This is a genomic window from Reyranella massiliensis 521 (assembly GCF_000312425.1).
GTDB lineage: Bacteria > Pseudomonadota > Alphaproteobacteria > Reyranellales > Reyranellaceae > Reyranella > Reyranella massiliensis.
Map to the genome: position 1 here is coordinate 128,582 of NZ_HE997181.1, position 23,108 is coordinate 151,689.

Below are 23,108 nucleotides of genomic sequence, written 5' to 3' on the forward strand. Positions count from 1 at the left end.
CTCCTACTTCTGAGCAATTGCTGTCGGATCTTACGAGAAAGACCCTGCCCGGAAAACATGTCGAACGCCAGAGCATGGCCGGCGCCCTCCAGTCATGCGTTTTCGGTCACCGCTCGCGGCGATAGAGGAAGCAGTTGTCGGCTTTCGGCATCTTGATGCCTTCGTAGTAGGTCATCGCCCCTGGTGCGGAGAGCAGCAACGTCGTCGTGTTGGGACCGCCTGCCGCCGTGCGCGTCTCTTCGATCAGCCGCCGGCCGATCCCCTGGCCCTGGCATGCCTTGTCGACGGCGAGATCGGAGAGGTAGCAGCAGAAGCAGAAATCGGTGAGGGAGCGGGCGAAGCCGACGAGCCGGCCGTCCTGGCGCGCCGTGAGGATCAGGTTGGCGTGCGCCAGCATGCGTTCGATGCGGCCGCGATCGCCGACTGGCCGGTTGAGGCCCGACTTGTTCACGACATCGATGTATTCGTCGGCGCCGAGATAATCCTCGCGGGCGTAGATCGTGTTCATTGCGTCAACCATCTCCTCAAAGCCGCCGATACTTCGGCCGGCCGTTCCAGAGGCGAGACGTGCCCGCATTCCTCGAGAATCACAAGCTGGGCGTTGGCGATGTCGGCGGCCATTTCCTGCGCGCGCGGCAGCGGCGTCGCCATGTCCTGGCGGCCGACGATCACCACCGCCGGCACCTCGATTTCGACCAGCAGTGGCCGGCTGTCGGCGCGACCCAGGATGGCCTGCTGCTGGCGCACAAAACCGTCGCCGCCAATTTCCTTCGCCATGTCGAGGATGGGCTGGGTGACGGCAGCGTCCTTCAGTCGGGAGGGATGGATGATCTGCGGCAGCAGGGTCGGATGCACACCGTGGAAGCGGCCGAGTCTCGTCTGCTCGATGAAGGCCTGACGCCGCGTTCTCGTTTCGGCCGAGTCGGGGGCGGCCTGGGTATCGATGAGTGCGATCCGCTCGATCCGGGCTGGCGCGCGGCGGAAGATTTCGAAGGCCACGTAGCCGCCCATCGAGAAACCGCCCAGGGCAAACCTGGGCGGCGCGGCTGCCAGCACGGCATCGGCCATCGCGCCGATCGTATCGTCCTGCCATAGCTCGGGGATGGTGATGTCGGCGATGTCCTGCAGCGCCTCGATCTGGTGCTCGTAGACACGCCGCGTGTTGAGCAGTCCCGGCAGCAGGACGAGCGGTGTACTCGGCATGTCGGCTCCCCCTGATACGGGCTTGTGACCCTAGATTTGAATCTGGTTGCCGAGTTCGATAGCGCGATTGGGCGGGATGCGGAAGAAAGTCTTGGAAGCTGAGGCCGAGTGGGAGAGCGAAATGAACCAGTCGCGGCGCCACCTGCCCAGTTTGGAATGCTGCGACGGCACCAGGGTTTCGCGACCCAGGAAGAACGAGGTTTCCATCTCGTCGTAGGCGATGCCGTGCGGACGGCAGGCGCGCAATGCCTCCGGGATGTCGGGCTGCTCGGTGAAGCCATAATGGGCGATCACTGTGTGGAACCCCTTGCCGAGGCGCTCGACTTTGACGCGGTTGGCGTCGGACACGAGCGGCACATCCATCGTATCGACCTGCAGGATGATGATGCGTTCGTGCAGGATCTTGTTGTGCTTGAGATTGTGCAGGAAAGCCGCTGGCGTGTGCGTAGCGTCGGCGGTCAGGAAGACGGCAGTGCCGGCTACACGGTCCGGCGCACGCTCCATACGCTCGAGGAATTCCTTCAGAGGCAGGGCGCCTTCGCTCATTTCGGCAGCGACCAGGCGGCGGCCGCGGCGCCAGGTGGTGATGGTGAAGTAGATCAGCCCCGCCACGACCAGCGGCAGCCAGCCGCCGTCGGGAATCTTCAGTGCGTTGGCGATGAAGAAGGCAACGTCGGGAATGCCGAGGAAACCGAACACCAGGACAGCGAGCGGCCACGACCAGCGCCACACCAGGATCGCCACGACCGTAGCGAGTGCGGCATCGACCAGCATGGCGCCCGTGACGGCGAGGCCGTACGCGCCGGAAAGCGCTCCCGACGAGCCGAAACCCACGACCAGCGCCACGATACCTGCCATCAGCAGCCAGTTGACCCGCGGAATGTAGATCTGGCCGATCGCCGTCTCAGACGTGTGCTGGATCTCCATGCGCGGCAGATAGCCGAGCTGGATCGCCTGGCGGGTGAGCGAGAACACGCCGGTGATGACGGCCTGCGAGGCAATCACCGCGGCCATGGTCGAGAGGATCACCAAGCCGATGATGTAGTCCTGGGGAACGAGCTCGAAGAAGACGTGATGGACGGTGGAGGGGTTGGCAATGATCAGTGCCCCTTGACCGAAATAGTTCAGCACCAGCCCCGGCATGGCGAGCCCCAGCCAGGCGATGCGGATGGGCCTGCGGCCGAAGTGGCCCATGTCGGCATAGAGCGCCTCGGCGCCGGTGACGGCCAGAACGATGGAGCCGAAAGCCCAGAAGATGCCGAATCCCTGATCGGTCACGAGATGGTAGGCGTAGATCGGATTGATGGCGATCAGCACGGCGGGATACTTCACCACCTGCCAGGCGCCCAGCACGCCCAGCACCACGAACCACAGAAGCATCACGGGCCCGAACAGCCGCCCGACATTTGCCGTGCCGCGGGACTGCAGCATGAACAACGCCACCAGAATGACCAGAGACAGCGGCACGACCAGCGGCGTGAAGGCCGGTGTGATCGCCGACAGGCCCTCGACCGCACTCATCACGGTCATTGCCGGCGTGATGATGGCGTCGCCATAGAAGAGGGCGAGGCCGACAACGGCGAAGAGAATGACGGCATGCCGGATCCGGCGTGCCTTGCCGTCAAGACCGCGCGTCGCCAGTGTCGCCAGGGCCAGCACGCCGCCTTCGCCCTTGTTGTCGGCACGCATGATCAACACGACGTACTTGATGGTGACGGTGAGGGTCACCGCCCAGAACAGCATGGAGAGCACGCCCAGCACGTGGTCGGGCGTCGGTGCCAGGCCCGTCCCATGCAGAAAGGTTTCCCGCAGCGCATAGAGTGGGCTGGTGCCGATGTCGCCGAAGACGACGCCCAGCGCCCCGACGACCAAGGCAGCGCCTGCGGGATGGTGTGCAGGCGATCCATGGGGGGCGGGGTGGGCAACGGATGTCTGATTGGTGTCGGCTGGGGCCATGAGCTGAAACGCCGCCGATTGCGGCGGCGGCGGGGCGAGGGTGTGCTCTCCTGCCTTCGGCCTGTCAACGCACCAGATGTGGGGTTGTTGCGACGAAAGCGCTTGACTTGCGCGGGGCTTGCGGGCGCCGTGCAGGATCGTCGATCGAGCCACGCCTATCGAATTGCAGCCGGGGCCCTATGAACGCACCTGTATTGGACGAATTTGTCGACGTGAGCCAGCCGCGACTCTATCGCGACGACAGCTGGGGCTCCCCCTTTGCGCGCCTGCGCCGCGAGGACCCTGTGCATTTCCATCCCGAAAGCCCGTTCGGCCCCTATTGGTCGATCACCCGCTACACCGACATCATGAAGGTCGAACTCGATCACGGGACCTATTCGTCGGCTCAGGAGCTTGGGGGAATCCAGATCGCCGATCAGCCCAAGGGGTCGGAGCGGCCGAGCTTCATTCGCATGGATCCGCCGCGCCACACGGCGCAGCGCAAGACGGTGGCGCCGATCGTGGCGCCGTCCAACCTCGCCAATATGGAGGGGTTGATCCGCGAGCGCACCGTGCGCGTCCTCGACGGCCTGCCGCGCAACGAGACCTTCGACTGGGTCGATCTGGTGTCGACCGAGCTTACAGCCATGATGCTGGCGACGCTGTTCGACTTCCCCCAGGAGGACCGGCGCAAGCTCACTCATTGGTCCGACGTCGCCATCGCCAATATCGAGGCCGAGGACGCCGTCGTGCGCAGCGAAGCCGAGCGGACGGCGGAACTGATGCAGATGGCCGAGATCATGGCCGCGCTATGGAAGGAGCGTGCCGCCCAGCCGCCCAAGTTCGACCTGATCTCGATGATGGCCCATGGCGAGGCGACGCAGAACATGCCGCTGCCGGAGTTTATCGGGACGTTCGGCCTGCTGATCGTCGGCGGCAACGACACGACGCGCAATTCCATGACAGGCGGCCTGATGGTCATGCTCGACAATCCGGAGGAAGTCGACAAGGTCCGCAGCGACGCGAGCTTGCTGCCGAGCCTGGTGTCGGAAACGATCCGCTGGCAGTCGCCCGTCATTCACATGCGGCGGACTGCGCGCAAGGACACCGAACTGGCAGGAAAGACGATCCGTCAGGGCGACAAGGTCGTGATGTGGTACGTCTCGGGCAATCGCGACGAGACGACAATCGATCAGCCGGAGCGCTTTCTCGTCGGGCGCCCCAAGGCGCGCCAGCACCTTGCGTTCGGGGCCGGCATTCATCGTTGCGTCGGCGACCGGCTGGCCGAGATGCAGCTGCGCATCTTGTGGGAGGAAATTCTGAAGCGCGACCTGAAGATCGAGGTCGTCGGGCCGCCGGTACGTCTCTACTCCAATTTCATCCGCGGCATTCGCGCGCTGCCGGTAAGGATTGCGGGTTGAGCCTGGCGTCCCTCTAGCGGGCGATGCCGCATCGACGGTCACATGTGCAATTTAGCAAGTTGCAACGGCATGCAGGCAGTGCAGGCTGAGGCATGTCGTTTATCCGGACCGCGCCGCGTTGTTTGTGTCGAACCTGTGCCTGGCAGGGGCGCGTCGATCAGGTGGCACCTTTCAGCAATCTCGCGACCTGGCTGTCACACCAGGACAGAACCGACATCGTCATTCTGCCAGAGGGTGAATGCCCGCGCTGCGGCACCCCGATATACAACCAGGCGGCCGAGGAGCGGCTCGCCCGGGCAGTTGCTCTCGTCGGCCCGAACATTCCGGCGTTCTGATCAGGGTCTGGTCTGCTGCTTGACTGTCTGCAGACCGGCGGCGAAGGCCTGCTGCAACAGCCAGACATCGCCCGCGATCGAGACGAAGTCGTAGCCGAGCTTGACGAACTGCGCGGCCTGCTTGGCATCGACGGCCAGTCGCCCTGCCGATTTGCCGTGCTTCTTCGCTGCTGCAATCGTCGCCCGCTCGGCCTTGAGGAAGTCGGGATGATCGAAGGCGCCGGGTTCGCCCATCGCCACAGAGAGGTCGTTGTGGCCGAGCCACAGCATGTCGACACCGGGCATCGCGGCGATCTCGTCGGCAGCCGCTGCACCGCGCGGATCCTCGACCTGCAGGATGATGGCGGTGCGGGCATTCTGTTCGGCAAAGCGCGGCAGCAGCGGCTCGCTGCGCATCGCAAAGCGTTCGTGCGCGAGGCCCAACGCCACGCCGCGCGTGCCGTCGGGCCAGTACTTGGCGGCATCGATCACCGCCTTGGCCTGCTCGACCGAAGACACGATCGGCACCATCACGCCGTCCGCGCCGGTGTCGAGCGCGCGCGAGATGTGATGACGCGATTGCGAAGGGACGCGTACGACCAGCGGCAGGTTTGCAGCCTGCATGTAACGCACGACTTGGCGGACGGTATCGAATCCGAAACCGGTATGTTCCATGTCGAGGACCGCGAAGTCCGCGCCGGCAGCTTTCAGTATCTGGCCGATCCCGGGCGTCGCGAACTCGAAAAGGAATGTGCCGATCTTGGTCGAGTTCGTGCCGACGAGGCCGCGCAGAGTGTCATTCGCCATTGTCATTTCCCCCTATGCGGCCGCGATGCTAGCGTGGACCGTCTCTATCAAACACCTGCTTCTCAAGGGAGAAAGCGATGAAGCTCTATTACATGCCCGGCGCCTGTTCCCTCGGCATCCATGTGCTCCTCGAGGAAATCGGCAAGCCCTACGATCTGCACAAGGTCGACGGCGCCAACCAGGAGCAATACGGGCCGGACTTCGTGAAACTCAACCCGAAGTCGAAGGTGCCGACGCTGGTGCGCGACGACAGGTCGGTGCTGACCGAGTATCCCGCGATCGCGGTGTGGCTCGCCCGCAAGAACCCCGAGGCCGGCCTGCTGCCGAGCGATGCCGATGCCGAAGCGCGTGCGCTGGAGGCGATGGACTACGCCGTCTCGACCATGCACATGCAGGGCTTCTCGCGCATGTTCCGCCCGGCTAACTACGCACCGACCGAAGCCGACCACGACAAGGTCAAGGCGCGCGGCAAGGAGATCATGGAGAAGGGCCTGGCGCTCATGGACAAGGCGCTGGAAGGCAAGGAATACCTCGCCGGCAAATTCTCGGTGGCCGACACGGCGCTGTTCTATGTCTCGTTCTGGGCGCATGGCCGCATGAAGATGCCGCTGCCGAAGAACGTCGCCGCCCACTACGAGCGCATGAAGGCGCGTCCTGCCGTCAAGCGCGTGCTGGAACAGGAAGGTCTGGCCGCCGCGGCCTGATTTCTCCTCGCGGCTCCCGCTTCGGAGCCTGTTTGCGTGGCGGCTCAACGGCATTCGCGTCGTTGACCGCCTGTAGGGCGCGCCGCCAAATCGGACGTCATGTCCGCGGCGTTGCTCTACGGTCTCGTCATTCTGTCGGCCATTGCGCATTCGGTCTGGAATGCGCTCGTCAAATCGGCCGGCGACCGCACGCTCACCATGGTGGCGATCCGGGTCGCCGGGCTGACCCTCGGCCTCTGCGCCTTGCCGCTCGTCGACTGGCCAGCGCCAGAGAGCTGGAAATGGCTCGGTCTCACGGCTCTCATACAGTTCGGCTACTATGCACTGCTGATCCGTTCGTATGGCGTAGGCGACATGAGCGTCGTCTACCCGCTGGCGCGCGGCGTGGCGCCGGTGCTGACGGCCATCGTGGCGGCGTTGGCGATTGGCGAAAGCCTGAGCACTGCAAAGCTTGCAGCCGTCGGTCTGATCTCGCTCGGCATCATGGCCTTGTCGTTTGGAGCAGGGGCCGGCGGCGAGGCGGTGGGCTTTGCGCTGGCGACCGGCGTTTCGGTGGCGGCCTACAGTTTCACCAGCGGCGTCGGCGTTCGGGCAGCGGGGACCGTGCTCGGGTTCCAGGCCTGTCTGGAAATCGTCACTGGCCTCGGCATGGTGGCCTACGCCCTCGCGACACGACGCAGCGGTCTTCTTGCTTACGCGCGACGCCACGGGGCGATCGGCCTGCTGGCCGGCGCCGCCTCGGTGATCGGATTCCTTGCCTTCCTGGTCGCCGCGCAGAGCCTGCCGCTCGGCCCGGTCGTCGCCTTGCGCGAAACCAGTGTGATCTTCGGCGCCGTGTTGGGAGCGCTTGTGCTCAAGGAAGGGTTTGGCGTTCGCCGGATCGTCGCTTCCGGTTTCGTCGTTGGCGGGATCGCGCTTCTCGCCTTTGCGCCCTGAGGTAAGCTGTCCTCATGTCCTTGCCTGCAAATCTCGAAAAACGTCTCCGCCTGCCGCTGATCGCGGCGCCCATGTTCCTGGTGTCCGGTCCCGCGCTCGTGACGGCAGCCTGCCGTTCCGGTGTGATCGGTTCATTCCCGACCGCCAACTGTCGCACCGTCGAAGAACTCGACCAGTGGCTTGTCGGCATGAACGACGAATTGAAGCGTGCCGCTGACGAGAGCGGTCGCGCGCCCGCGCCGCTCTGTCCCAACCTCATTGTCCATCGCTCCAATCCGCGCGTGCCCGACGATCTCGCGGCCGTGCTGCGCCACAAGGCGGAGATCGTGATCACTTCGGTCGGATCCCCAGAGCCGGTGATGAAGCCGCTGAAGGATGCCGGCTGCCTGGTGCTGGCCGACGTCGCCTCGGTGCGTCACGCCGAAAAGGCCGTCGCGGCGGGTGTCGACGGTCTCGTGCTGCTGACGGCAGGGGCGGGCGGTCAGACCGGCTGGGTCAATCCCTTTGCCTTCGTGCGCGCGGTGCGGAGGTTCTGGGATGGCATCGTGGTCATGGCGGGCGGCATGGCTGACGGCCACGCCATCGCGGCGGCCGCGGCGCTGGGCTGCGATCTCGCCTACATGGGCACCAAGTTCATCGCCACGCGCGAGAGCCTTGCCAAGGACGCCTACAAGCAGATGCTGGTCGACAGCCGGCTCGACGATGTGCTGCTGACGCGTGCCTTCACCGGCCTGGAGACCAACATGCTGCGGCCCTCCATCGCGGCGGCGGGTCTCGATCCCGACAATCTGCCGGCGCGGGGTGCCATCGACATCTCCAAGGACATCAACGCCTCGGCCCGCGATAAGCCCGACCCGAAGCGCTGGAAAGACATCTGGAGCGCCGGACACTCCGTCTCCGGCGTCAGCGATGTGCCCTCGGTGGCGGATCTCATCGAGCGGACCGCCATGGAATACGACGCAGCCGTTCGCTCAATGCAGCGCGTATAGCCCGCTCGAAAAACGGAACTCGGCCGGCTTGATCAGGGCGGCGTTGGCGACACGGACGCGGTGCAGCCTGCCGTCGAGATTGTGTTCCCAGAAGTCGAGGAACTTGGTCAGAGCGGGAAAGCGGGGGGCCAGATCGAGGTTCTGCCAGACGAAGCTCTGCAGGACGTGCTCGTGATCGGGCATCCAGTAGAGGATTTCGGCCGTTGTGATGCGATAGTTGTTGAGTTGCGCAAAAAAACTACGGTCCATGCGGCACTCCTTGACGGGGGCGCGTCGGGAAATAGTCATGCAGTCTTAACAAAAAGTCAGCAAAATTCGTTCCATAACAATGGTTTAGCAGCAGTTCCAGGTGATTGCTGCTGTTGCGAAGTGACTTCGTTTCGCTGCCTTGACTCGGGCAGGGCGCAACCCTAAATCCGGTGCGCGTTGGCACTCTTCACTCGAGAGTGCTGACAGCAGTCCTTCCCGTCGCGGCCGTCCGGCTGCGCAGGCTCAACCAGGATCATTGGAGGAAGAAGCATGAAGTTCCGTCCGCTTCACGACCGCGTCGTGGTCAAGCGCGTCGCGGAGGAAGAGAAGACCAAGGGCGGCATCATCATTCCGGACACTGCCAAGGAAAAGCCGATGGAAGGCGAAGTCGTCGCCGTCGGTCCTGGCGCCCGGGATGAGAAAGGCGCTCTCGTCGCTCTCGATGTGAAGGCCGGCGACCGCATCCTGTTCGGCAAGTGGTCCGGCACCGAGATCAAGCTCGACGGCGTCGAGTACCTGATCATGAAGGAAAGCGACATCATGGGAATCGTCGAAGGTTCCGCAGCGGCCGGCAAGAAGGCCGCCTGATCGCTCCCAACGATCCATTCATCCAGACATCGAGAGGAACTGAGTAATGGCAGCCAAAGAAGTCCGCTTTAGCGCCGATGCCCGTGAGCGCATGCTGCGTGGCGTCGACATCCTCGCCAACGCCGTCAAGGTGACGCTGGGTCCGAAGGGCCGTAACGTCGTCCTCGACAAGTCGTTCGGCGCACCGCGCATCACCAAGGACGGCGTCACCGTCGCCAAGGAGATCGAGCTCGCCGACAAGTTCGAGAACATGGGCGCCCAGATGGTGCGCGAAGTGGCCTCGAAGACCAACGACATCGCCGGCGACGGCACGACGACGGCGACCGTGCTCGCCCAGGCGATCGTGCGCGAAGGCGTGAAGTCGGTCGCGGCCGGCATGAACCCGATGGACCTCAAGCGCGGCATCGACCTGGCGGTCGACGCGGCGGTCGAGGACATCAAGAGCCGCGCCAAGAAGATCACGGGCTCCGACGAAGTCGCCCAGGTCGGCACCATCTCGGCGAACGGCGACAAGTCGATCGGCAAGATGATCGCCGAGGCGATGAAGAAGGTCGGCAACGAGGGCGTGATCACGGTCGAAGAGGCGAAGAGCCTCGACACCGAACTCGACGTCGTCGAGGGCATGCAGTTCGACCGCGGCTATCTCTCGCCGTACTTCATCACCAACGCCGACAAGATGATCGCCGAGCTCGACTCGCCGTACATCCTGCTGTTCGAGAAGAAGCTCTCGGGCCTGCAGGCGATGCTGCCGGTTCTCGAAGCGGTCGTGCAGTCGGGCAAGCCGCTGCTGATCATCGCCGAGGACGTCGAGGGCGAAGCCCTGGCGACCCTGGTCGTGAACAAGCTGCGCGGCGGCCTCAAGATCGCTGCCGTCAAGGCGCCGGGCTTCGGTGATCGCCGCAAGGCGATGCTCGAGGACATGGCGATCCTGACCGGCGGTCAGCTGATCTCCGAGGACCTCGGCATCAAGCTCGAGAACGTCACGCTCGACATGCTCGGCAAGGCCAAGAAGGTCATCGTCGAGAAGGAAAACACCACGATCGTCGACGGCTCGGGCAAGAAGGCGGACCTCCAGGCCCGCATCGCCCAGATCCGCGCGCAGATCGAGGAGACCACCTCGGACTACGACCGCGAGAAGCTCCAGGAGCGCCTGGCCAAGCTCGCCGGCGGTGTTGCGATCATCAAGGTCGGCGGCGCCACCGAAGTCGAGGTCAAGGAGAAGAAGGACCGCGTTGACGACGCCATGCACGCCACCAAGGCGGCGGTCGAAGAGGGCATTGTCGCCGGCGGCGGCTCGGCTCTCCTCTACGCGATCCGTGCGCTGGACAAGATCCGCGCCGGCAACGACGACCAGAAGGTCGGTGTCGAGATCGTGCGTCGTGCGCTGCAGGCGCCGGTCCGTCAGATCGCCGAGAACGCCGGCTTCGACGGCGCGGTGGTCGCGGGCAAGATGCTCGACCAGAAGGACGCGAACTTCGGTTTCGACGCCCAGAAGGGCGACTACACCGACATGATCAAGTCCGGCATCATCGATCCGGTCAAGGTCGTGCGCACCGCTCTGCAGGACGCCGCTTCGGTTGCGGGTCTCCTCGTGACGACCGAAGCCATGGTCGCCGAGAAGCCTGAGAAGAAGGCCCCGATGATGCCGCCGGGTGCCGGTGGCATGGGCGGCGACATGGACTTCTAAGTCCAGTCGACGACAAGAGTTGGAGAAGGCCGGGGAGCAATCCCCGGCCTTTTTCTTTGATCGGAGGGCAGCGTGGTATGATCGGGCGATGTCGTCCCACCCTCTTTCCATCAAGGGCGTCGTGCTCCACCGGGGGCGCGTGCTCCTGCTGGCCAACGAGCGCGGCGAATGGGATCTGCCCGGAGGGCGGCCCGATCCCGGCGAGGATCACGGCGCGACCTTGATGCGGGAGGTGCGCGAGGAGACTGGGCTCGATGTCACGGTCGGCGCCCGGCTCGACGAGCATCTGTTCGAAGTGCTGCCGCAGCGCTTCGTGCGCATCGTCGCCTATGCCTGCACCCTGGAGAGCGCGATGCCCGTGGTGGTGAGCCACGAGCATCAGGAGATTCGCTGGGTGCCTGTCGCCGATCTCGCCGAGACGTTCGGAGGCTACAGGCTGCCAAGCGGTTACCTCGGCGCGATACGCCAGGCGATCTGCCAACCCTTGTCGCTGAGCACACGCGAGGTTTGAACGCCCAGGAAGCGATCCTGCGCGGCGGCAGCGCCGAGCCAGAGCTCGTTCCAGGCATCGAATGCCGCAACGGGATCGACAAGGGTGAGGTCGCGCACCGCGCGCCAGCCGGCCTGCCGCACGATCACGCCGCCGTCCTTCTCCTCGACTGCGACATCCTCGCCGCCGGCGGCCAGCACGGCCGACAGCCAGCGGCCGAAGTCGCGGGCGCTGGCGAGGTCGCCGCGCTCGACATCGGTCGGCAGGTCCATGTCGCGCGCCGTCTCCTCGTGGAACTGAAGACCGACGAGGCGGGCGACGCGGCCCAGTTCCTTCTTCGTGTCTTCGGGGCCCAGCAGCTCCTGCAGGGTCGGCAGCATGGTGCGCAGATACTCCAGCGCATAGGAGCGGAAGGTGCGCTGCTTGCGCTCCTCCGGCCAGTTCGCCGTTTCCAGTTTGGGCTGGTTCGCCCAGTCGACCCGCGGCATCTCTTCCTTGCCGTAGGCGAAGCGGATGCGCTCCTCCTCCTTGATCGGATGGCCGTAGTCGAAATAGTAGCCTTCGAGGCCCGGCAGACCGTCGACCGTCATGCCGGTGCAGACGAAACCCAGACGTGGATTGCCGAGCGACTCGCCGTTGTGGCCGTGCCAGCCGTGCAGCATCGCCGCCGACACCGAATGCGGCACCGCCGCGATCGCCGTGCCTTTCCAGATCCAGCGCGGCGGCGGATAGCGCACCCAGGCCTTGGTGTCGCTCTCGCGCAGGTAGCCGGTCTTCACGCCACCCAGCGCATTGGAGTGATAGTGATAGAGGGCGCAGGCCGGAGCGTCCTTCTCGTCGGCGAGGCCGAGCTTCTGCAGGCCCGGCAGGAACTTCTCCAGGTGCTGGCGGCGGAAGTGACGGAACACATACTCGCGCGCCGTATCCTCGCCCCGTCGGGTGACGAGGCCCAGGATCAGCGCGGTCATCAATGCATTGTAGAGCGTGCCGACCGCCTTGTAGGCGGCCGTGTCGACTTTCGCGTCAGCCATTGTAACCGTCAACCAGGATGGCCTTGGACTTGCCGGCTTTGAGTCGCATGGCGAGGATGGGCTTGTAGTGCTCGGAGTCATAGAACTGCTCGGCCTGGGCGAAGGTCGGAAATTCCAGCACCACGATTCGGGAGGGGGCCCAGCCACCTTCCAGGGTTCTGCACGTTCCGCCGCGCACGATGAACTTGCCGCCAAACTTGGCGACGGCCCCCGGCGTATGTTTGCGGTATTCGGCCATCAAGGCCTCGTCGGTCGTCTCGACCTCGACGATGATATAGGCGGCCATGTGATTTCCTCCTCAGCCCGTTTGCATCGGCAGGCCGGGATCGTTGGCCCATTCCTGCATGGAATTGTCGTACACCGAGACGTTCTTATGGCCGAGCAGCGCCGTCAGCACGAAGGCGTCGAGCGTGGCCGCTATGCCGCCGCCGCAATAGACCAGCACGCGTTTGTCGGGCGCGGCGCCAACGCCCTCGAAGGCGGCACGCAGGTCGGCAATCGGCTTCAGCGCCTTGTCGGGCCCGAACAGGCTCGCCGCCGGCACGCAGGAGGAGCCCGCGATGCGGCCGGCGCGGCCATAGACCACGCCGCCGGTGCCCCTGTGCTGGTCAAGGCTGAGCGCATTCAGGGTCAGCGTATCAGGCGCTCCGATCGCGCCCTTGATCTTGTCCTTGTCGACGAAGATTTCGGGCCGGCCTCGCAAGGTAAGTGTCGCCGCCGGATGGCTCGTGGCCTCGGTCGAGAGCGGGCGGTTCTCCGCCTTCCACTTGTCGAGGCCGCCATCGAGGATCGCCACATCGTCGAAGCCAACGGCGCGCAGCATCCACCAGATGCGGCTGGCCCAGATCGGCGACCCGTGGCTGTAGAGCACCACGAAGGTCCCGTGGCCCACGCCCTTGGCTGCGAAGGCCTTGGTCAGCTCTTCGAGCGGCGGCAGGGTGAAGCGCAGCTTCGAGTTCTTGTCGGAGAGATCGGCCTGGAGGTCGAGAAAGGCGGCGCCCGGGATATGGCCCTTGTCGTAGTTGGCGCGGCCGCTCTCGGCGACGTAGCGTCCGTCGGGTCCGGGCTTGAGATAGGTGGTGCAGTCGAAGACTCGCACCGCGGGCGCGCCAAGCTGGCGCGCGAGATCGTCCGTCGAGATCAGGTTGGCCGAATGGGCCATGTTGCTCTCCCGTGAGTGAGGAGAGCGGAGACTAAGGCCCTTGCCGACTGTCGGCCATCTCCCCAATGGCGGGGAGTGCGGGGTGCGGAATTAGATCGTTTTCGAGGGCAGCGGCGGCACGGCGACCGGACCGTTCGACGGCTGGGCCGACGGCATCGGCGCGGCGGAGGGGGCCGGGGCCTGGCCGAGATCGGGCTGCTTGGGCGTCTGCGTCGCCGTCGGCTTCTTGGTCTTCTTCGTTGGCTGCGCCTTGGCCATGTTGACCTTCTTCAGGCAGGCATTGCGCTGGCTCGAATTCTTGATCTTGTTGCAGGAGGCTACAGAGCCTGCCTTCGGTTTGGCCGTGGGCGAGGGGGTCGGCGACGGCATGGTTTCGTCCTGGGCAAAGGACGGAGCGGCAAACGCGACCGCGGCCAAGGCGGCCATGCCAGCGATCAACAGACGCATTTCGATTTCTCCCGGGCCGCTTGCGATGAGGGGACGGTGCGACCCTAATATGGTGAAAAATCTATGTGATTTGTGCCATTTATGTCAAATTCTTAATGGTTTACAGCAAGTGAAATCTACGCCGTGCAGGCCATCCTCAACGTCGCTTTCCCGATCTTCGGGGTGATCCTCGCGGGCTACCTCGCGGGTCGCTGGCGCATCCTGGGCGGTGAGGCCACGGCGGCGCTCAACGCCTTCGTAAGCTACTTCGCCTTGCCGGTGCTGTTCTTCGGGACGCTGGCCCGCACGCCTGTCCAGGCGGTTCTCGACCCGGCCCTTCTCGGCGGTTTCAGCTTGGCGGTGGTCACCACCTTCGCGGTCGGCATGATCACCACGCGCCTGGTTTCCCGGGGCGGCCTGGCGGCAATGAGCCTGCAGGGTATCGCCTCGTCGTGGGGCAATGTCGGCTACATGGGCGTTCCGCTCTGCCTTGCGGCGTTCGGCGAGTCCGGACTGCCGCCGGCGATGTTGACCGTCATCGTGACCGCGGTGGTCTCGATGGTGTTCGGTGTGATGCTGATCGAGCTTGAGGTCGCCGCCGGGCACGGGCCGATCCGTACCTTCTTCCGCGCCGCCTTCAACGTGGTGCGCAATCCGCTGCCGCTTTCCATCGGCTTCGGGATCGCGGCTTCGTGGATCGGCGTCCCGGTGCCGGTGCCGGTCGAAAAATGGATCGACCTGCTGGGGGCTGCCGCGGCGCCCTGTGCGCTGTTCGCCATCGGGCTGTTCCTCTCCGACAAGTCGATCAAGAGCGGGCTGGCCGAAGCGGGCCTCGCCACCCTGATCAAGCTGCTGTTGCAGCCTCTCCTGGCGGCGCTGATCCTGCCGGCCTTCATCGATATTCGCTCGATTCCGGGACAGGTCGCTCTTCTGATGGCGGCCTTGCCGACGGCGGCCAATGCCTTCGTGCTTGCCAAGCAGTTCGACGTGTCCGTCGAGCAGAACACTGCAGCCGTTCTGCTTTCTACGGCCTTCTCGGTGATCACGGTTTCTGCTTTGCTGGTCTGGCTGCGCGTATCCTGACCACAACAAGGAGGGTGAGATGCTCCAGGAATTCAAGAAATTCGCGATGCGGGGCAACGTCGTCGATCTCGCCATCGGCGTGATCATCGGCGCTGCCTTCTCCAAGATCATCGACTCGTTAGTCGGCGACATCATCATGCCGATCATTGGCCGGATCGCGGGCGGGCTCGACTTCACCAACTACTTTATCGGCCTGACGCCGGCGGCCAGCCAGGCCACGACCTACGATGCCGCCAAGAAGGCCGGCGCGACTTTGGGCTACGGCACCTTCCTGACCGTGACCGTGAATTTCCTCATCATCGCCTGGGTATTGTTCCTGGTGATCAAGGGCATCAACCGAGTGGCAAAGCGGGAAGAGGCGACACCGCCTCCGCCCCCGCCCCCCAGCAAGGAGCAGGAGCTTCTGACGGAGATCCGCGACCTGCTGAAGGCGCGCACTTAGCCTTCTCGTCCACCGGACGGATTTCGAAACGCCCGCTCCTCCGCGGGCGTTTCTTTTTGCCTGCTTGGCGTATCTGAAATCGCCATAAAAGTGAAAAAACTGCCAAGCGGAATTCCTGGGCGAATATTCACTGAATTTCGTATAATAGCATTTTTAATGCGGTAAGTTTTTTGGCATTATCGTGTTGAGTTGGGGATGTGGGTGAAGAATCGGCTAATTCGGAGCGACCTCGCCTAGAGGCTGCGTCAGTAACTGCATTGCGTTAGCAATCTGCAGCCGATTCTTTGTGGTTACAGTTGGTGGGTGTGTGCCATGAGTTTCGTTCTCGAGCCTCGCATGCTTTTCGACGCGAGCATTGTTGCAGCGTCGACGCAGCCGAAAGACAATAATATTGCAATACGATCTGCAACTTCGGCGGGGGATCGCGCGGCCGTCACAGCGTCGAGCCACGACGTCCCGGGGGGCGATGCGACGGTAAAGCCAGCGGACTCCGCAGCCGTAAAGGACCCGCAACACGCTGCGCAGAAGAACGACGCAGATACCCCAGCTGCCAATGACAAGGCGAGCCAGGCCGACGGCGGCCCGCAGTCCTCCGACGCGCCCGTCGACTCCGTTCTGTTCGTCGATCCCCGGGTGTCGGGCTGGAAGGCGCTGGCCGACAGCGTCTCGTCCAACACCAAGGTCGTGGTCATCGATCCGACGCTCGACGGCATCACGCAGGTCACCAAGGCACTCGACGGGATGCATGGCGTCAAGGAAGTCGACTTCCTGACCTACGGCCAGGCCGGCCAGATCGAGCTGGGCGCCTCGACTGTGAACGACGCGACCCTGCATGCCCGTGCGCAGGACATCGCCGGCTGGCGCGACAGCCTGGCCGACAATGCGCAGATCCAGTTCTGGGGCTGCGACGTCGGCGCCGGCGCCGCGGGTGCCGCCTTCGTGAACGATCTGCATGCACTGACCGGCGTCGGTGTCGCGGCGTCGACCGATGCGACGGGTCTTTCGACTCTGGGCGGCGACTGGGCGCTGGAGCGCACCGCCGGCACCGTCGATCCGACCATGCCGTTCAGCGCGTCGGCGATGGCGGCCTACGATTCGGTGCTCGATGCGCCGACTGCTGTCGTGACCCTGTCGGGCTCGACCGACGTTCTGCTGGGCAGCACCTTCACGCAGACACTCACCTTCGACAATACGGCGGCGAACGGCGTGGGCTACGGCCCGTTCGTCCAGCTCTTCGTGCCGACGGCGGAGGGTGCGGCAGCCGTTGCCGACCATCGCGCGACGCTCACCTCCGCGACCTATCTCGGCGTCAATGTCAGCGTCCAGACGATCGTGCTGTCCGATCAGATTCCGGGCCATGTCGGTACCGTGGGTGCCATCAATCCGCTGCTCCTCGACGCCAGTGGCCAGCCGACTTTCGTGACGGCGCCTCCGGGCTTCCAGGTCGGTGACACGATGTACGTGCTCACCCTGCCGTTTGGCAGCTTCACGGCCACCCAGCCGAAGGTCGAGGTCACGCTCAATTTCAACCTCGACAGCCGCAGCGAGCTCACCAACAGCGGCGACCTGAAGATGGTCGCCGTCGGTGGCTATCAATATGGTGCCGACGCGCTGAACAACCCGGGAACCGACGCTGCGATCCTCGGAGCCAGCGCGACGTCGAGCCTCAACGTCAAGCTGCTCAACGTGAAGACCGAGGTCACCACCGAGCCGGGCGAGGGCGAGACCGCCACCGGTTCGAGCCATCCCGGCATGTATCGCGTTACGCTCGAGCCGGCGCCCGCTGTCAGTGGCCAGCCGATCAACAACCTCGCCTTCACCTTGCAGCTTCCGAACGACGTGCAGTGGACAGGCAGCGCCATCGCCATCAGCGGCGGCGGTGTTGCGGAAGTCACGCCGTCGAGCAGCGGCCCGGGCGGCACGCTTACGGTGCGCTTTGCCTCGCTTTCGGCGCAGCAGACGATCGATATCCCGATCTTCGTCCCGCAGACCGCGGCCGGCGGCGGCCAGATCATTGCGCCCGGCAACGGTGATCCCGAGCCGATCAATCTAAGCCCGACCTACACCTACACCGCGAACGGCTGGACGCCCGCCGCCGACTCTTTCGATGTTGGTCCCAAGGCGGTCAGTGGCAGCGGCAACGGCGTTGACCCGACCTTCACGGCGAAGTCGCTGGCCGTACAGGTCGAGAGCGCCATCGTCTCCGATACGGCCGCGACCGGCTTCTCGCCGGGCGACGTCGTAAAATACACGATCAAGTTCCAGGTCTCGGACTACTTCGACCTGAGCCAGCTCAAGCTCGAAGACATCCTGGGCGACGGCATGACTCTGCTCCCGGGCATGTCGCCTGTGCTGAGTGTCATCCGCAACGGTGGAACGGCCGTCGACATCAATTTCGGTGCGATCGCCGATGGCATGACGACCGACAACGGCCAGACCGTGGCGACGTCCGGTACGGCCGCCTTCTGGAACTATGTCGCGCGCAACGCCAACGGCGAGACCGTGATCAGCTTCGATGTCGGTGGCCTCCTGGGCGCGCAGCCCGGTGGCGACTCAGTGCTTCAGGGTACGGTGAACGGCACCGAAGGAACGGTCACCTTCTATGCCCAGGTGCTCGATCGCTATACCGACATCAACGGCGGCGCGAGCCTGCGCGAGAGCGATCAGACGACCAACACCGTCACGGGTTCCGGCAAGGTCACCAGCCACGTGCCGGGCTCCACAGCCGTCGATGAGTCCGACACCTCGGGCGTCACCAATCGGGTGGTCAACGGCGACCTCAAGATGGAGATCGTCAAGGTCGGCAGCACGACCATCAACCCCGGCGACCCGGTGAAGGTGCAGGCCGGAGAACTCGTCACCTATACGGTGACCTACGATCTGACGCAGGGCGACTACGGCAATCTCGACCTCAAGGCCTTCCTGCCGCTGCCGGTCTACAATCTGACGACGATGACGGCCGGCAACGGCACCGACGTTAACACGTTCACGGTGCTCAGCGATCCGTCGGGCGTCACGCCGACGGCCACCGTCGACACGGTCGGCAATGCCATCAGCTTCAACTTTGGCACCTACGACAGCACGAGCAACGCCGGCAGCCAGAAGGTCACGGTACAGTTCACCGTGCGGGCATCGGATCAGCCCTTCGCCGACGGGCTCGCGCTGACGAGCCAGGCACAGGCGTCCTACACCAGCGCCTCCGGGACCAACGTCTCCGACACTGCGATCCGCCAGCAGACCATGCTGGAGCCGAGCCTGATTACGAAGACCGGCGTCGTCTCGCTGGTCGGCAATACCGGCACGACCGAGGGCGGCGCGGCCTATACTGGCGACGGAACCGGCAACGCGAACCCGACGACGGTGTTCCAGCCCTCCGGGAATGGCAACGTTTTCATCGGCACGATTCCCAGCACGATCACGGGCAACGACGCCCTCAACCAGAACGTCTCGGGCGCCGACGGCCGCGATTCCGTGCGCGTCGTGCAGACCGTCGAGAATACCGGCCATGGCGTGGCGTACGACGTCATCGTGCGCGGCACCCTGCCGTCCGGTTACAGCGCGACCGACGTCACGAATCTCAAGGTCACGCGCGGCGATGGTACGGTGCTGGCCTTCACCGGCACCACGGCCCAGTTCTTCTCGGCTACGGGTATCCAGATCCATGGCGGCGACGGCACGCAGAATTCGGTCGTGCTCCAAGGTGCGGGCGACGCTGCCAATAACGACATCCTCTACGTCACCTACGATCTGAAGCTCACCGACACCCAGGCGGTCGGCACGACGCTCGCCTTGGCCGGTTCGATCCTGAACTGGTCGGGCGCCAATGGTGGCCCTGGCTTCGTCAGCGGTACCACGCCGGTCGGCGGCAACGCCTCCAGCATCACCGACGGTGCGACTGTCGCCACCAACAACGCCAGCTTCACCAAGGTCATCTCGAGCACCGATAACCCCAACACGACCGGCGACAACGTCGTCGTCGGCGAGACGATCACCTACACCTTCACCATCACCCTTCCCGAAGGGCAGATGGACAATGTGACGTTTACGGACGTGCTGCCGCAGTACCTGACTGACGTCGTCATGGGCAGCGTCACGCTCGGAACGAACGTGACGGCCGACGGCACGCTGACGCTCAACTACAACGCCGGGACGCGGACCGTCACGGCCAACTTCGGCGACATCAAGAACGCCAATGTCGATGCCAACGGCACGGTCACCTTCACCGTCACGGCAAAGGTCGCCAATGATGGTACCGTCGGTAACAATTCGACGCTGCCCAACACCGGCACGCTGAACTGGGATAATCACACGCTGGACGGTACCGCCACGGCGACAGAGCGCGACCCCAGCGTCACCGAGACCATCACGGTCAACGATCCCGACAACGTGGTCCATAGCGGCCAGGTGCTGACTTACACCTTCACGGTGGCCAACGGCGCATTGCCCCGCGCCCCGGCAGAAGACTTCTTCGATACCATCGTGTTGCCGAGCGGCCTGACCTGGGTGCCGGGTAGCTTGACTCTGGTCAGCTCGACCGGAGCGACCAATGTCGTCGTCAACGATGCCGCTCGGACGGTTTCGATCGAGCGGCTGGCGGCAAGCGGCACGGCGACCTTCACTTTCCAGGCGACGGTCAACAATGACCTGGCGGCGAATACGTCGCTGGAGGTCAAGACCTCGAACGCGCCCGGCACCTACACCTCGATGCCAGGCACCGTGACGGGCGAGCGCACCTATACGACGACGGCGTCGAAGGAGGTAACGACGGGCGTGTTTACGCCGGTCCTGGTGATCGTCGACGAGTCGAATGGCACCGACACGACTCCGCCCACGCCCGCGAGCCCGGCGACAACCGCCGACGTGGTTCCCGGCGAGCTGGTGCGGATGAGGGTCTACGTGGAAATTCCCACGGGCCTCAACAACAACGTCAATATCGTCGTCAACATTCCCAACGGTCTGCAGTACGTCGGCGGTGCCGAGGTCGTCTTGGCGAGCGCCAATGGCTCGATGATTTCGTCCGTCGTCGATCCGGCCGGCAACATCGCAGGGATTCAAGCCGACAGCAGCATCGGCGGTTTCAATCCTGCAACCTACGATTTGACGACGCCTCTGACCGGCGCTGCTATTACCGGCGGCGCGGGCGATGGTGGCGATGTCACCTTCAGCCTTGGCACCGTTCAGAATAACGCCAATTCGGGTGTCAAGAACTACGCCATTGTGGAGTTCACGGCGGTCGTCCTGAACAGTGCTGCCAATCAGAGTGGCACCACCCTCAATACGTTCGCCGCGGTAGGCTCCACGACATCCACGAACACCGTGGTGACGGTGCGGGAGCCCAGCGTCAGCATCACCAAGGTCGTCGAATCGATCAATCAGGCGACCGGTGAAGTGAAGTGGAAGGTCACGCTCACCAACAACGGCAATACGACTGCCTATAACGTCAACCTCAACGATACTCTTGCCGGCAATCAGAGCGCGATCAGCGGCCTCACGGAGTCTGGATCGGCCGACGATCTGTTCATCTCTTCGGGAGACGGTACGAGTGCGCTGCTGGCCTCGATGACTCTCGGGGTCGGCGTGTCGAAGAGCTTCACCTATACGACGACGGTGATCGACCGGTCCCAGTCGGTTGCGGATGCCACGGCGACGGTGACCTATGCGTCGCTCGACGACACCAATGGTTTCATTACGGCCGGCAATTTCCATGGCACGGCCTACGATGGCGATGGCATCGGCACGTCGGGTGCCGCTACAGGCGAGCGCAATGGTTCTGGCGGCGTCAACGACTATGCGGCGAACACGTCCATCGGCCTGGGCCTGGTGCAGGGCAATGTCTGGAACGACGTCGGCTCGGCGCTGAACGGGCAGGACCTTGGACCGAACTCGGCATCCGACACGCGGCTGCAGGGTGTCACCCTGACCGGAGCCTGGATCACCGGCACGTCGACGACGACTACCGATGTGAACGGCGCCTATCCGCAACGAACTCTCGGCCGCGCGCATCGAGCTCGCGACCCTGATCAATATTCCGTCGAGCACCAACGTGGTCTTCTCGGGCGGTCTGGCGGACAATATCGAACCGCAGTTCGGTCTGAACAACCATCGGCTTGAGGATATCGGCCTGACCTTGCGTCCGGAGCTGCGCATCGAGGCCTATCAGAAGAAGATCGACCAGCAGGACATCTACAAGGAGATCCTGAAGATGTTGCCGGGCATCGGCATGATCGGCGGTTTCAACTTCAATTCGAACAACCTGCTCTACACCAACACCTGGGGCGAGATCGGCATCCGCGCTACCTTCAACCTGATGAGCATGATCCAGGGGCCGCGCGCCATTGCCGTGGCCAAGCAGGCGGTGGATCTGTCCGAAGAACGGCGTGTTGCGTTGAGCGTGGCGATCCTGAGCCAGATCAATCTCGCCATCAACGAGTATGCCAACTCGCTCGACACCTACAAGACGGCCAAGGATGTCGATCGCGTCGGCGTGCAGATCGGCCGCGTTGCCGACAGCGTGTCGGAAGCCGGAGCACAATCGGAAGCCGATCGCATTCGCCGTCAGCTCACCGTGCTGACAACGCGCATCGCCCGCGACCGAGCACAGGTCCGTGTGCTGTCCTCGCTGGCGTCGGTTTACTCCGCGACCGGTATGGACCTCGTACCCGCCGGCGCCGAGTTGCAGGATCTGCCGACGCTCACCTCCCAGGTCGAGCAGGCGATCATCCGTTGGCAGGCCGGCCAGCTGCCCGAACTGCCGACGGCAGCCCCGGCTCCCGAGCCCGCGCCCTCCACCTCTGCGACTCCCGCAGCGCCTCTCCAAACAGCAAAGGCGGACTGATCATGACCAAATCCGTACTTGCCGGCGTAGCTCTCGGCATTCTCTCCATCGGCCTGACCACCGGCGCTGCCGGCCAGAACGGAGCTGGCAACGGAGCGGCAAATCTGGCGTCCAACGGGGCCTCTTCCGCCGCGCAGCCGATCGGAGCGCAGGTCACGGCCCGGGCGACGGCCGTGATCGCTGCGCCGATGGCCGGTCAACTCGTCGAGTTCCCGGCTGCCGACGGCGACAGCGTCAAGGAAGACCAGGTTCTGGTCCGCTTCAACTGCTCCCAGCAGGACGCAATGCTCGCCCGCGCCAAGGCGGAACTGACGAAGCGTCAGGACCTCCTGAAAACGCAGCAGGCGCTGAAGGCGCTCAATGCCTACTCCAAGGCCGACTTTGCGACGGCGCAGAACGATGTGGGCGTCGCCACGGCCGATGTCGCCGTCGCCCAGACGGCGGTCGAGAACTGTGTGATCAAGGCGCCCTTCAGCGGCAGGGTCGCCGCCACCTCTGTGCGCAACTACCAGTTCGTCCAGGCCGGGGCGCCGCTGCTCGATGTCGTGGACGACCGCGACCTCGAACTCGAGTTCATCGTGCCCTCGCTATGGCTCGCTTGGCTGAAGCCAGGCGCCGCGGCACGGCTGCATGTAAGCGAGATGCAGCAGGGCTACGACGCCAAGATCACGCGCATCTCGGGCAAGGTCGACGCCGCCAGCCAGACGATCAAGATCTATGGTCGCATCGAGGGCGATACCGGGAACCTGCTGCCCGGCATGAGCGGGACCGCCCAGTTCGCCGGCGCGTCGCGCTAGGCCATTCGC

Annotated in this window: 22 protein-coding genes; 13 read left to right on the plus strand and 9 right to left on the minus strand. The window is 64.4% G+C overall.

The genetic code is table 11. The features are described 5' to 3' along the window. Positions 1-106 precede the first annotated feature (106 nt). The 3 genes from BN60_RS00730 to BN60_RS00740 are packed head-to-tail and all read right to left on the minus strand — an operon-like array spanning position 107 to position 3,159. Positions 107-508, minus strand: coding sequence for a GNAT family N-acetyltransferase (locus BN60_RS00730; RefSeq protein WP_020694050.1), 402 nt, complete (start codon positions 506-508; stop codon positions 107-109). Further along, entirely contained in the window at positions 505-1,203 is a 699-nt protein-coding gene (locus BN60_RS00735; protein ID WP_020694051.1) for an alpha/beta fold hydrolase, read from the minus strand. The genes BN60_RS00730 and BN60_RS00735 overlap by 4 nt, the downstream gene beginning before the upstream one ends. 30 nt (positions 1,204-1,233) lie before the next feature. Then, on the minus strand, positions 1,234-3,159 hold the full coding sequence (locus tag BN60_RS00740; protein ID WP_043283515.1) for a potassium transporter Kup: 1,926 nt from the start codon (positions 3,157-3,159) through the stop codon (positions 1,234-1,236). A gap of 212 nt (positions 3,160-3,371) precedes the next feature. On the opposite strand from BN60_RS00740, the gene BN60_RS00745 reads away from it, so the two are divergent. Together BN60_RS00745 and BN60_RS00750 are read left to right on the plus strand one after the other, a co-directional pair. Beyond that, entirely contained in the window at positions 3,372-4,559 is a 1,188-nt protein-coding gene (locus BN60_RS00745; RefSeq protein ID WP_202949763.1) for a cytochrome P450, read from the plus strand. A 92-nt stretch (positions 4,560-4,651) separates the two neighbouring features. Next, on the plus strand, positions 4,652-4,894 hold the full coding sequence (locus BN60_RS00750; RefSeq protein WP_020694054.1) for a hypothetical protein: 243 nt from the start codon (positions 4,652-4,654) through the stop codon (positions 4,892-4,894). On the opposite strand, the gene BN60_RS00755 is transcribed toward BN60_RS00750, so the two are convergent. Then, the gene (locus tag BN60_RS00755; RefSeq protein WP_020694055.1) at positions 4,895-5,680 is read right to left on the minus strand and encodes an HpcH/HpaI aldolase family protein; all 786 of its coding nucleotides are present in this window, start codon (positions 5,678-5,680) and stop codon (positions 4,895-4,897) included. It abuts the gene before it with no gap. Between the two features lie 77 nt (positions 5,681-5,757). On the opposite strand from BN60_RS00755, the gene BN60_RS00760 reads away from it, so the two are divergent. The 3 genes from BN60_RS00760 to BN60_RS00770 all read left to right on the plus strand — a co-directional run bounded on the left by BN60_RS00760 (position 5,758) and on the right by BN60_RS00770 (position 8,309). Further along, the gene (locus tag BN60_RS00760; protein WP_020694056.1) at positions 5,758-6,384 is read left to right on the plus strand and encodes a glutathione S-transferase family protein; all 627 of its coding nucleotides are present in this window, start codon (positions 5,758-5,760) and stop codon (positions 6,382-6,384) included. A gap of 99 nt (positions 6,385-6,483) precedes the next feature. Next, positions 6,484-7,320, plus strand: a complete 837-nt coding sequence (locus BN60_RS00765) for a DMT family transporter (RefSeq protein WP_020694057.1) — start codon at positions 6,484-6,486, stop codon at positions 7,318-7,320. 14 nt (positions 7,321-7,334) lie between these two features. Continuing rightward, positions 7,335-8,309, plus strand: a complete 975-nt coding sequence (locus BN60_RS00770; protein ID WP_020694058.1) for an NAD(P)H-dependent flavin oxidoreductase — start codon at positions 7,335-7,337, stop codon at positions 8,307-8,309. Here the strand turns inward: BN60_RS00770 and BN60_RS00775 are convergent. After that, positions 8,292-8,558: an usg protein gene (locus BN60_RS00775; protein WP_020694059.1), complete on the minus strand. Its 267-nt coding sequence runs from the start codon at positions 8,556-8,558 to the stop codon at positions 8,292-8,294. The genes BN60_RS00770 and BN60_RS00775 overlap by 18 nt on opposite strands. Positions 8,559-8,828: 270 nt before the next feature. On the opposite strand from BN60_RS00775, the gene groES reads away from it, so the two are divergent. The 3 genes from groES (at position 8,829) to BN60_RS00790 (ending at position 11,344) form a co-directional block, all read left to right on the plus strand. Next, positions 8,829-9,146: a co-chaperone GroES gene (gene groES, locus BN60_RS00780; protein WP_020694060.1), complete on the plus strand. Its 318-nt coding sequence runs from the start codon at positions 8,829-8,831 to the stop codon at positions 9,144-9,146. A 46-nt stretch (positions 9,147-9,192) separates the two neighbouring features. Continuing rightward, positions 9,193-10,833 carry a chaperonin GroEL gene (gene groL / locus BN60_RS00785; protein WP_020694061.1) on the plus strand — a complete coding sequence of 547 codons (1,641 nt, stop codon included), beginning with the start codon at positions 9,193-9,195 and terminating at the stop codon, positions 10,831-10,833. 88 nt (positions 10,834-10,921) lie between these two features. Then, entirely contained in the window at positions 10,922-11,344 is a 423-nt protein-coding gene (locus tag BN60_RS00790; RefSeq protein WP_020694062.1) for an NUDIX hydrolase, read from the plus strand. On the opposite strand, the gene BN60_RS00795 is transcribed toward BN60_RS00790, so the two are convergent. From BN60_RS00795 to BN60_RS00810, 4 genes are all read right to left on the minus strand, one after another. After that, a complete protein-coding gene (locus BN60_RS00795; protein WP_020694063.1) occupies positions 11,281-12,354 on the minus strand; it encodes a hypothetical protein in 1,074 nt (357 codons plus the stop codon). The two genes, BN60_RS00790 and BN60_RS00795, sit on opposite strands and share 64 nt — an antisense overlap. Beyond that, on the minus strand, positions 12,347-12,640 hold the full coding sequence (locus BN60_RS00800) for a DUF1330 domain-containing protein (protein WP_020694064.1): 294 nt from the start codon (positions 12,638-12,640) through the stop codon (positions 12,347-12,349). The genes BN60_RS00795 and BN60_RS00800 overlap by 8 nt, the downstream gene beginning before the upstream one ends. Before the next feature lie 12 nt (positions 12,641-12,652). Beyond that, on the minus strand, positions 12,653-13,516 hold the full coding sequence (locus tag BN60_RS00805; RefSeq protein WP_020694065.1) for a sulfurtransferase: 864 nt from the start codon (positions 13,514-13,516) through the stop codon (positions 12,653-12,655). Between the two features lie 90 nt (positions 13,517-13,606). Next, positions 13,607-13,963: a hypothetical protein gene (locus BN60_RS00810; protein WP_020694066.1), complete on the minus strand. Its 357-nt coding sequence runs from the start codon at positions 13,961-13,963 to the stop codon at positions 13,607-13,609. A 123-nt stretch (positions 13,964-14,086) separates the two neighbouring features. Here BN60_RS00810 and BN60_RS00815 point away from each other — a divergent pair, with 123 nt between their 5' ends. The 5 genes from BN60_RS00815 (at position 14,087) to BN60_RS00830 (ending at position 23,099) form a co-directional block, all read left to right on the plus strand. After that, entirely contained in the window at positions 14,087-15,025 is a 939-nt protein-coding gene (locus tag BN60_RS00815; protein ID WP_020694067.1) for an AEC family transporter, read from the plus strand. Positions 15,026-15,044: 19 nt separating this feature from the next. Continuing rightward, positions 15,045-15,467, plus strand: a complete 423-nt coding sequence (gene mscL / locus BN60_RS00820; protein ID WP_020694068.1) for a large conductance mechanosensitive channel protein MscL — start codon at positions 15,045-15,047, stop codon at positions 15,465-15,467. 312 nt (positions 15,468-15,779) lie between these two features. Continuing rightward, positions 15,780-21,578, plus strand: a complete 5,799-nt coding sequence (locus BN60_RS28450) for a DUF4347 domain-containing protein (RefSeq protein ID WP_083855893.1) — start codon at positions 15,780-15,782, stop codon at positions 21,576-21,578. Continuing rightward, a complete protein-coding gene (locus BN60_RS00825; protein ID WP_020694070.1) occupies positions 21,511-22,302 on the plus strand; it encodes a TolC family protein in 792 nt (263 codons plus the stop codon). The genes BN60_RS28450 and BN60_RS00825 overlap by 68 nt, the downstream gene beginning before the upstream one ends. 2 nt (positions 22,303-22,304) lie before the next feature. After that, positions 22,305-23,099 (plus strand): efflux RND transporter periplasmic adaptor subunit, encoded by a 795-nt coding sequence (locus BN60_RS00830; protein ID WP_020694071.1) that lies wholly within the window; start codon positions 22,305-22,307, stop codon positions 23,097-23,099. Positions 23,100-23,108: the final 9 nt, after the last annotated feature.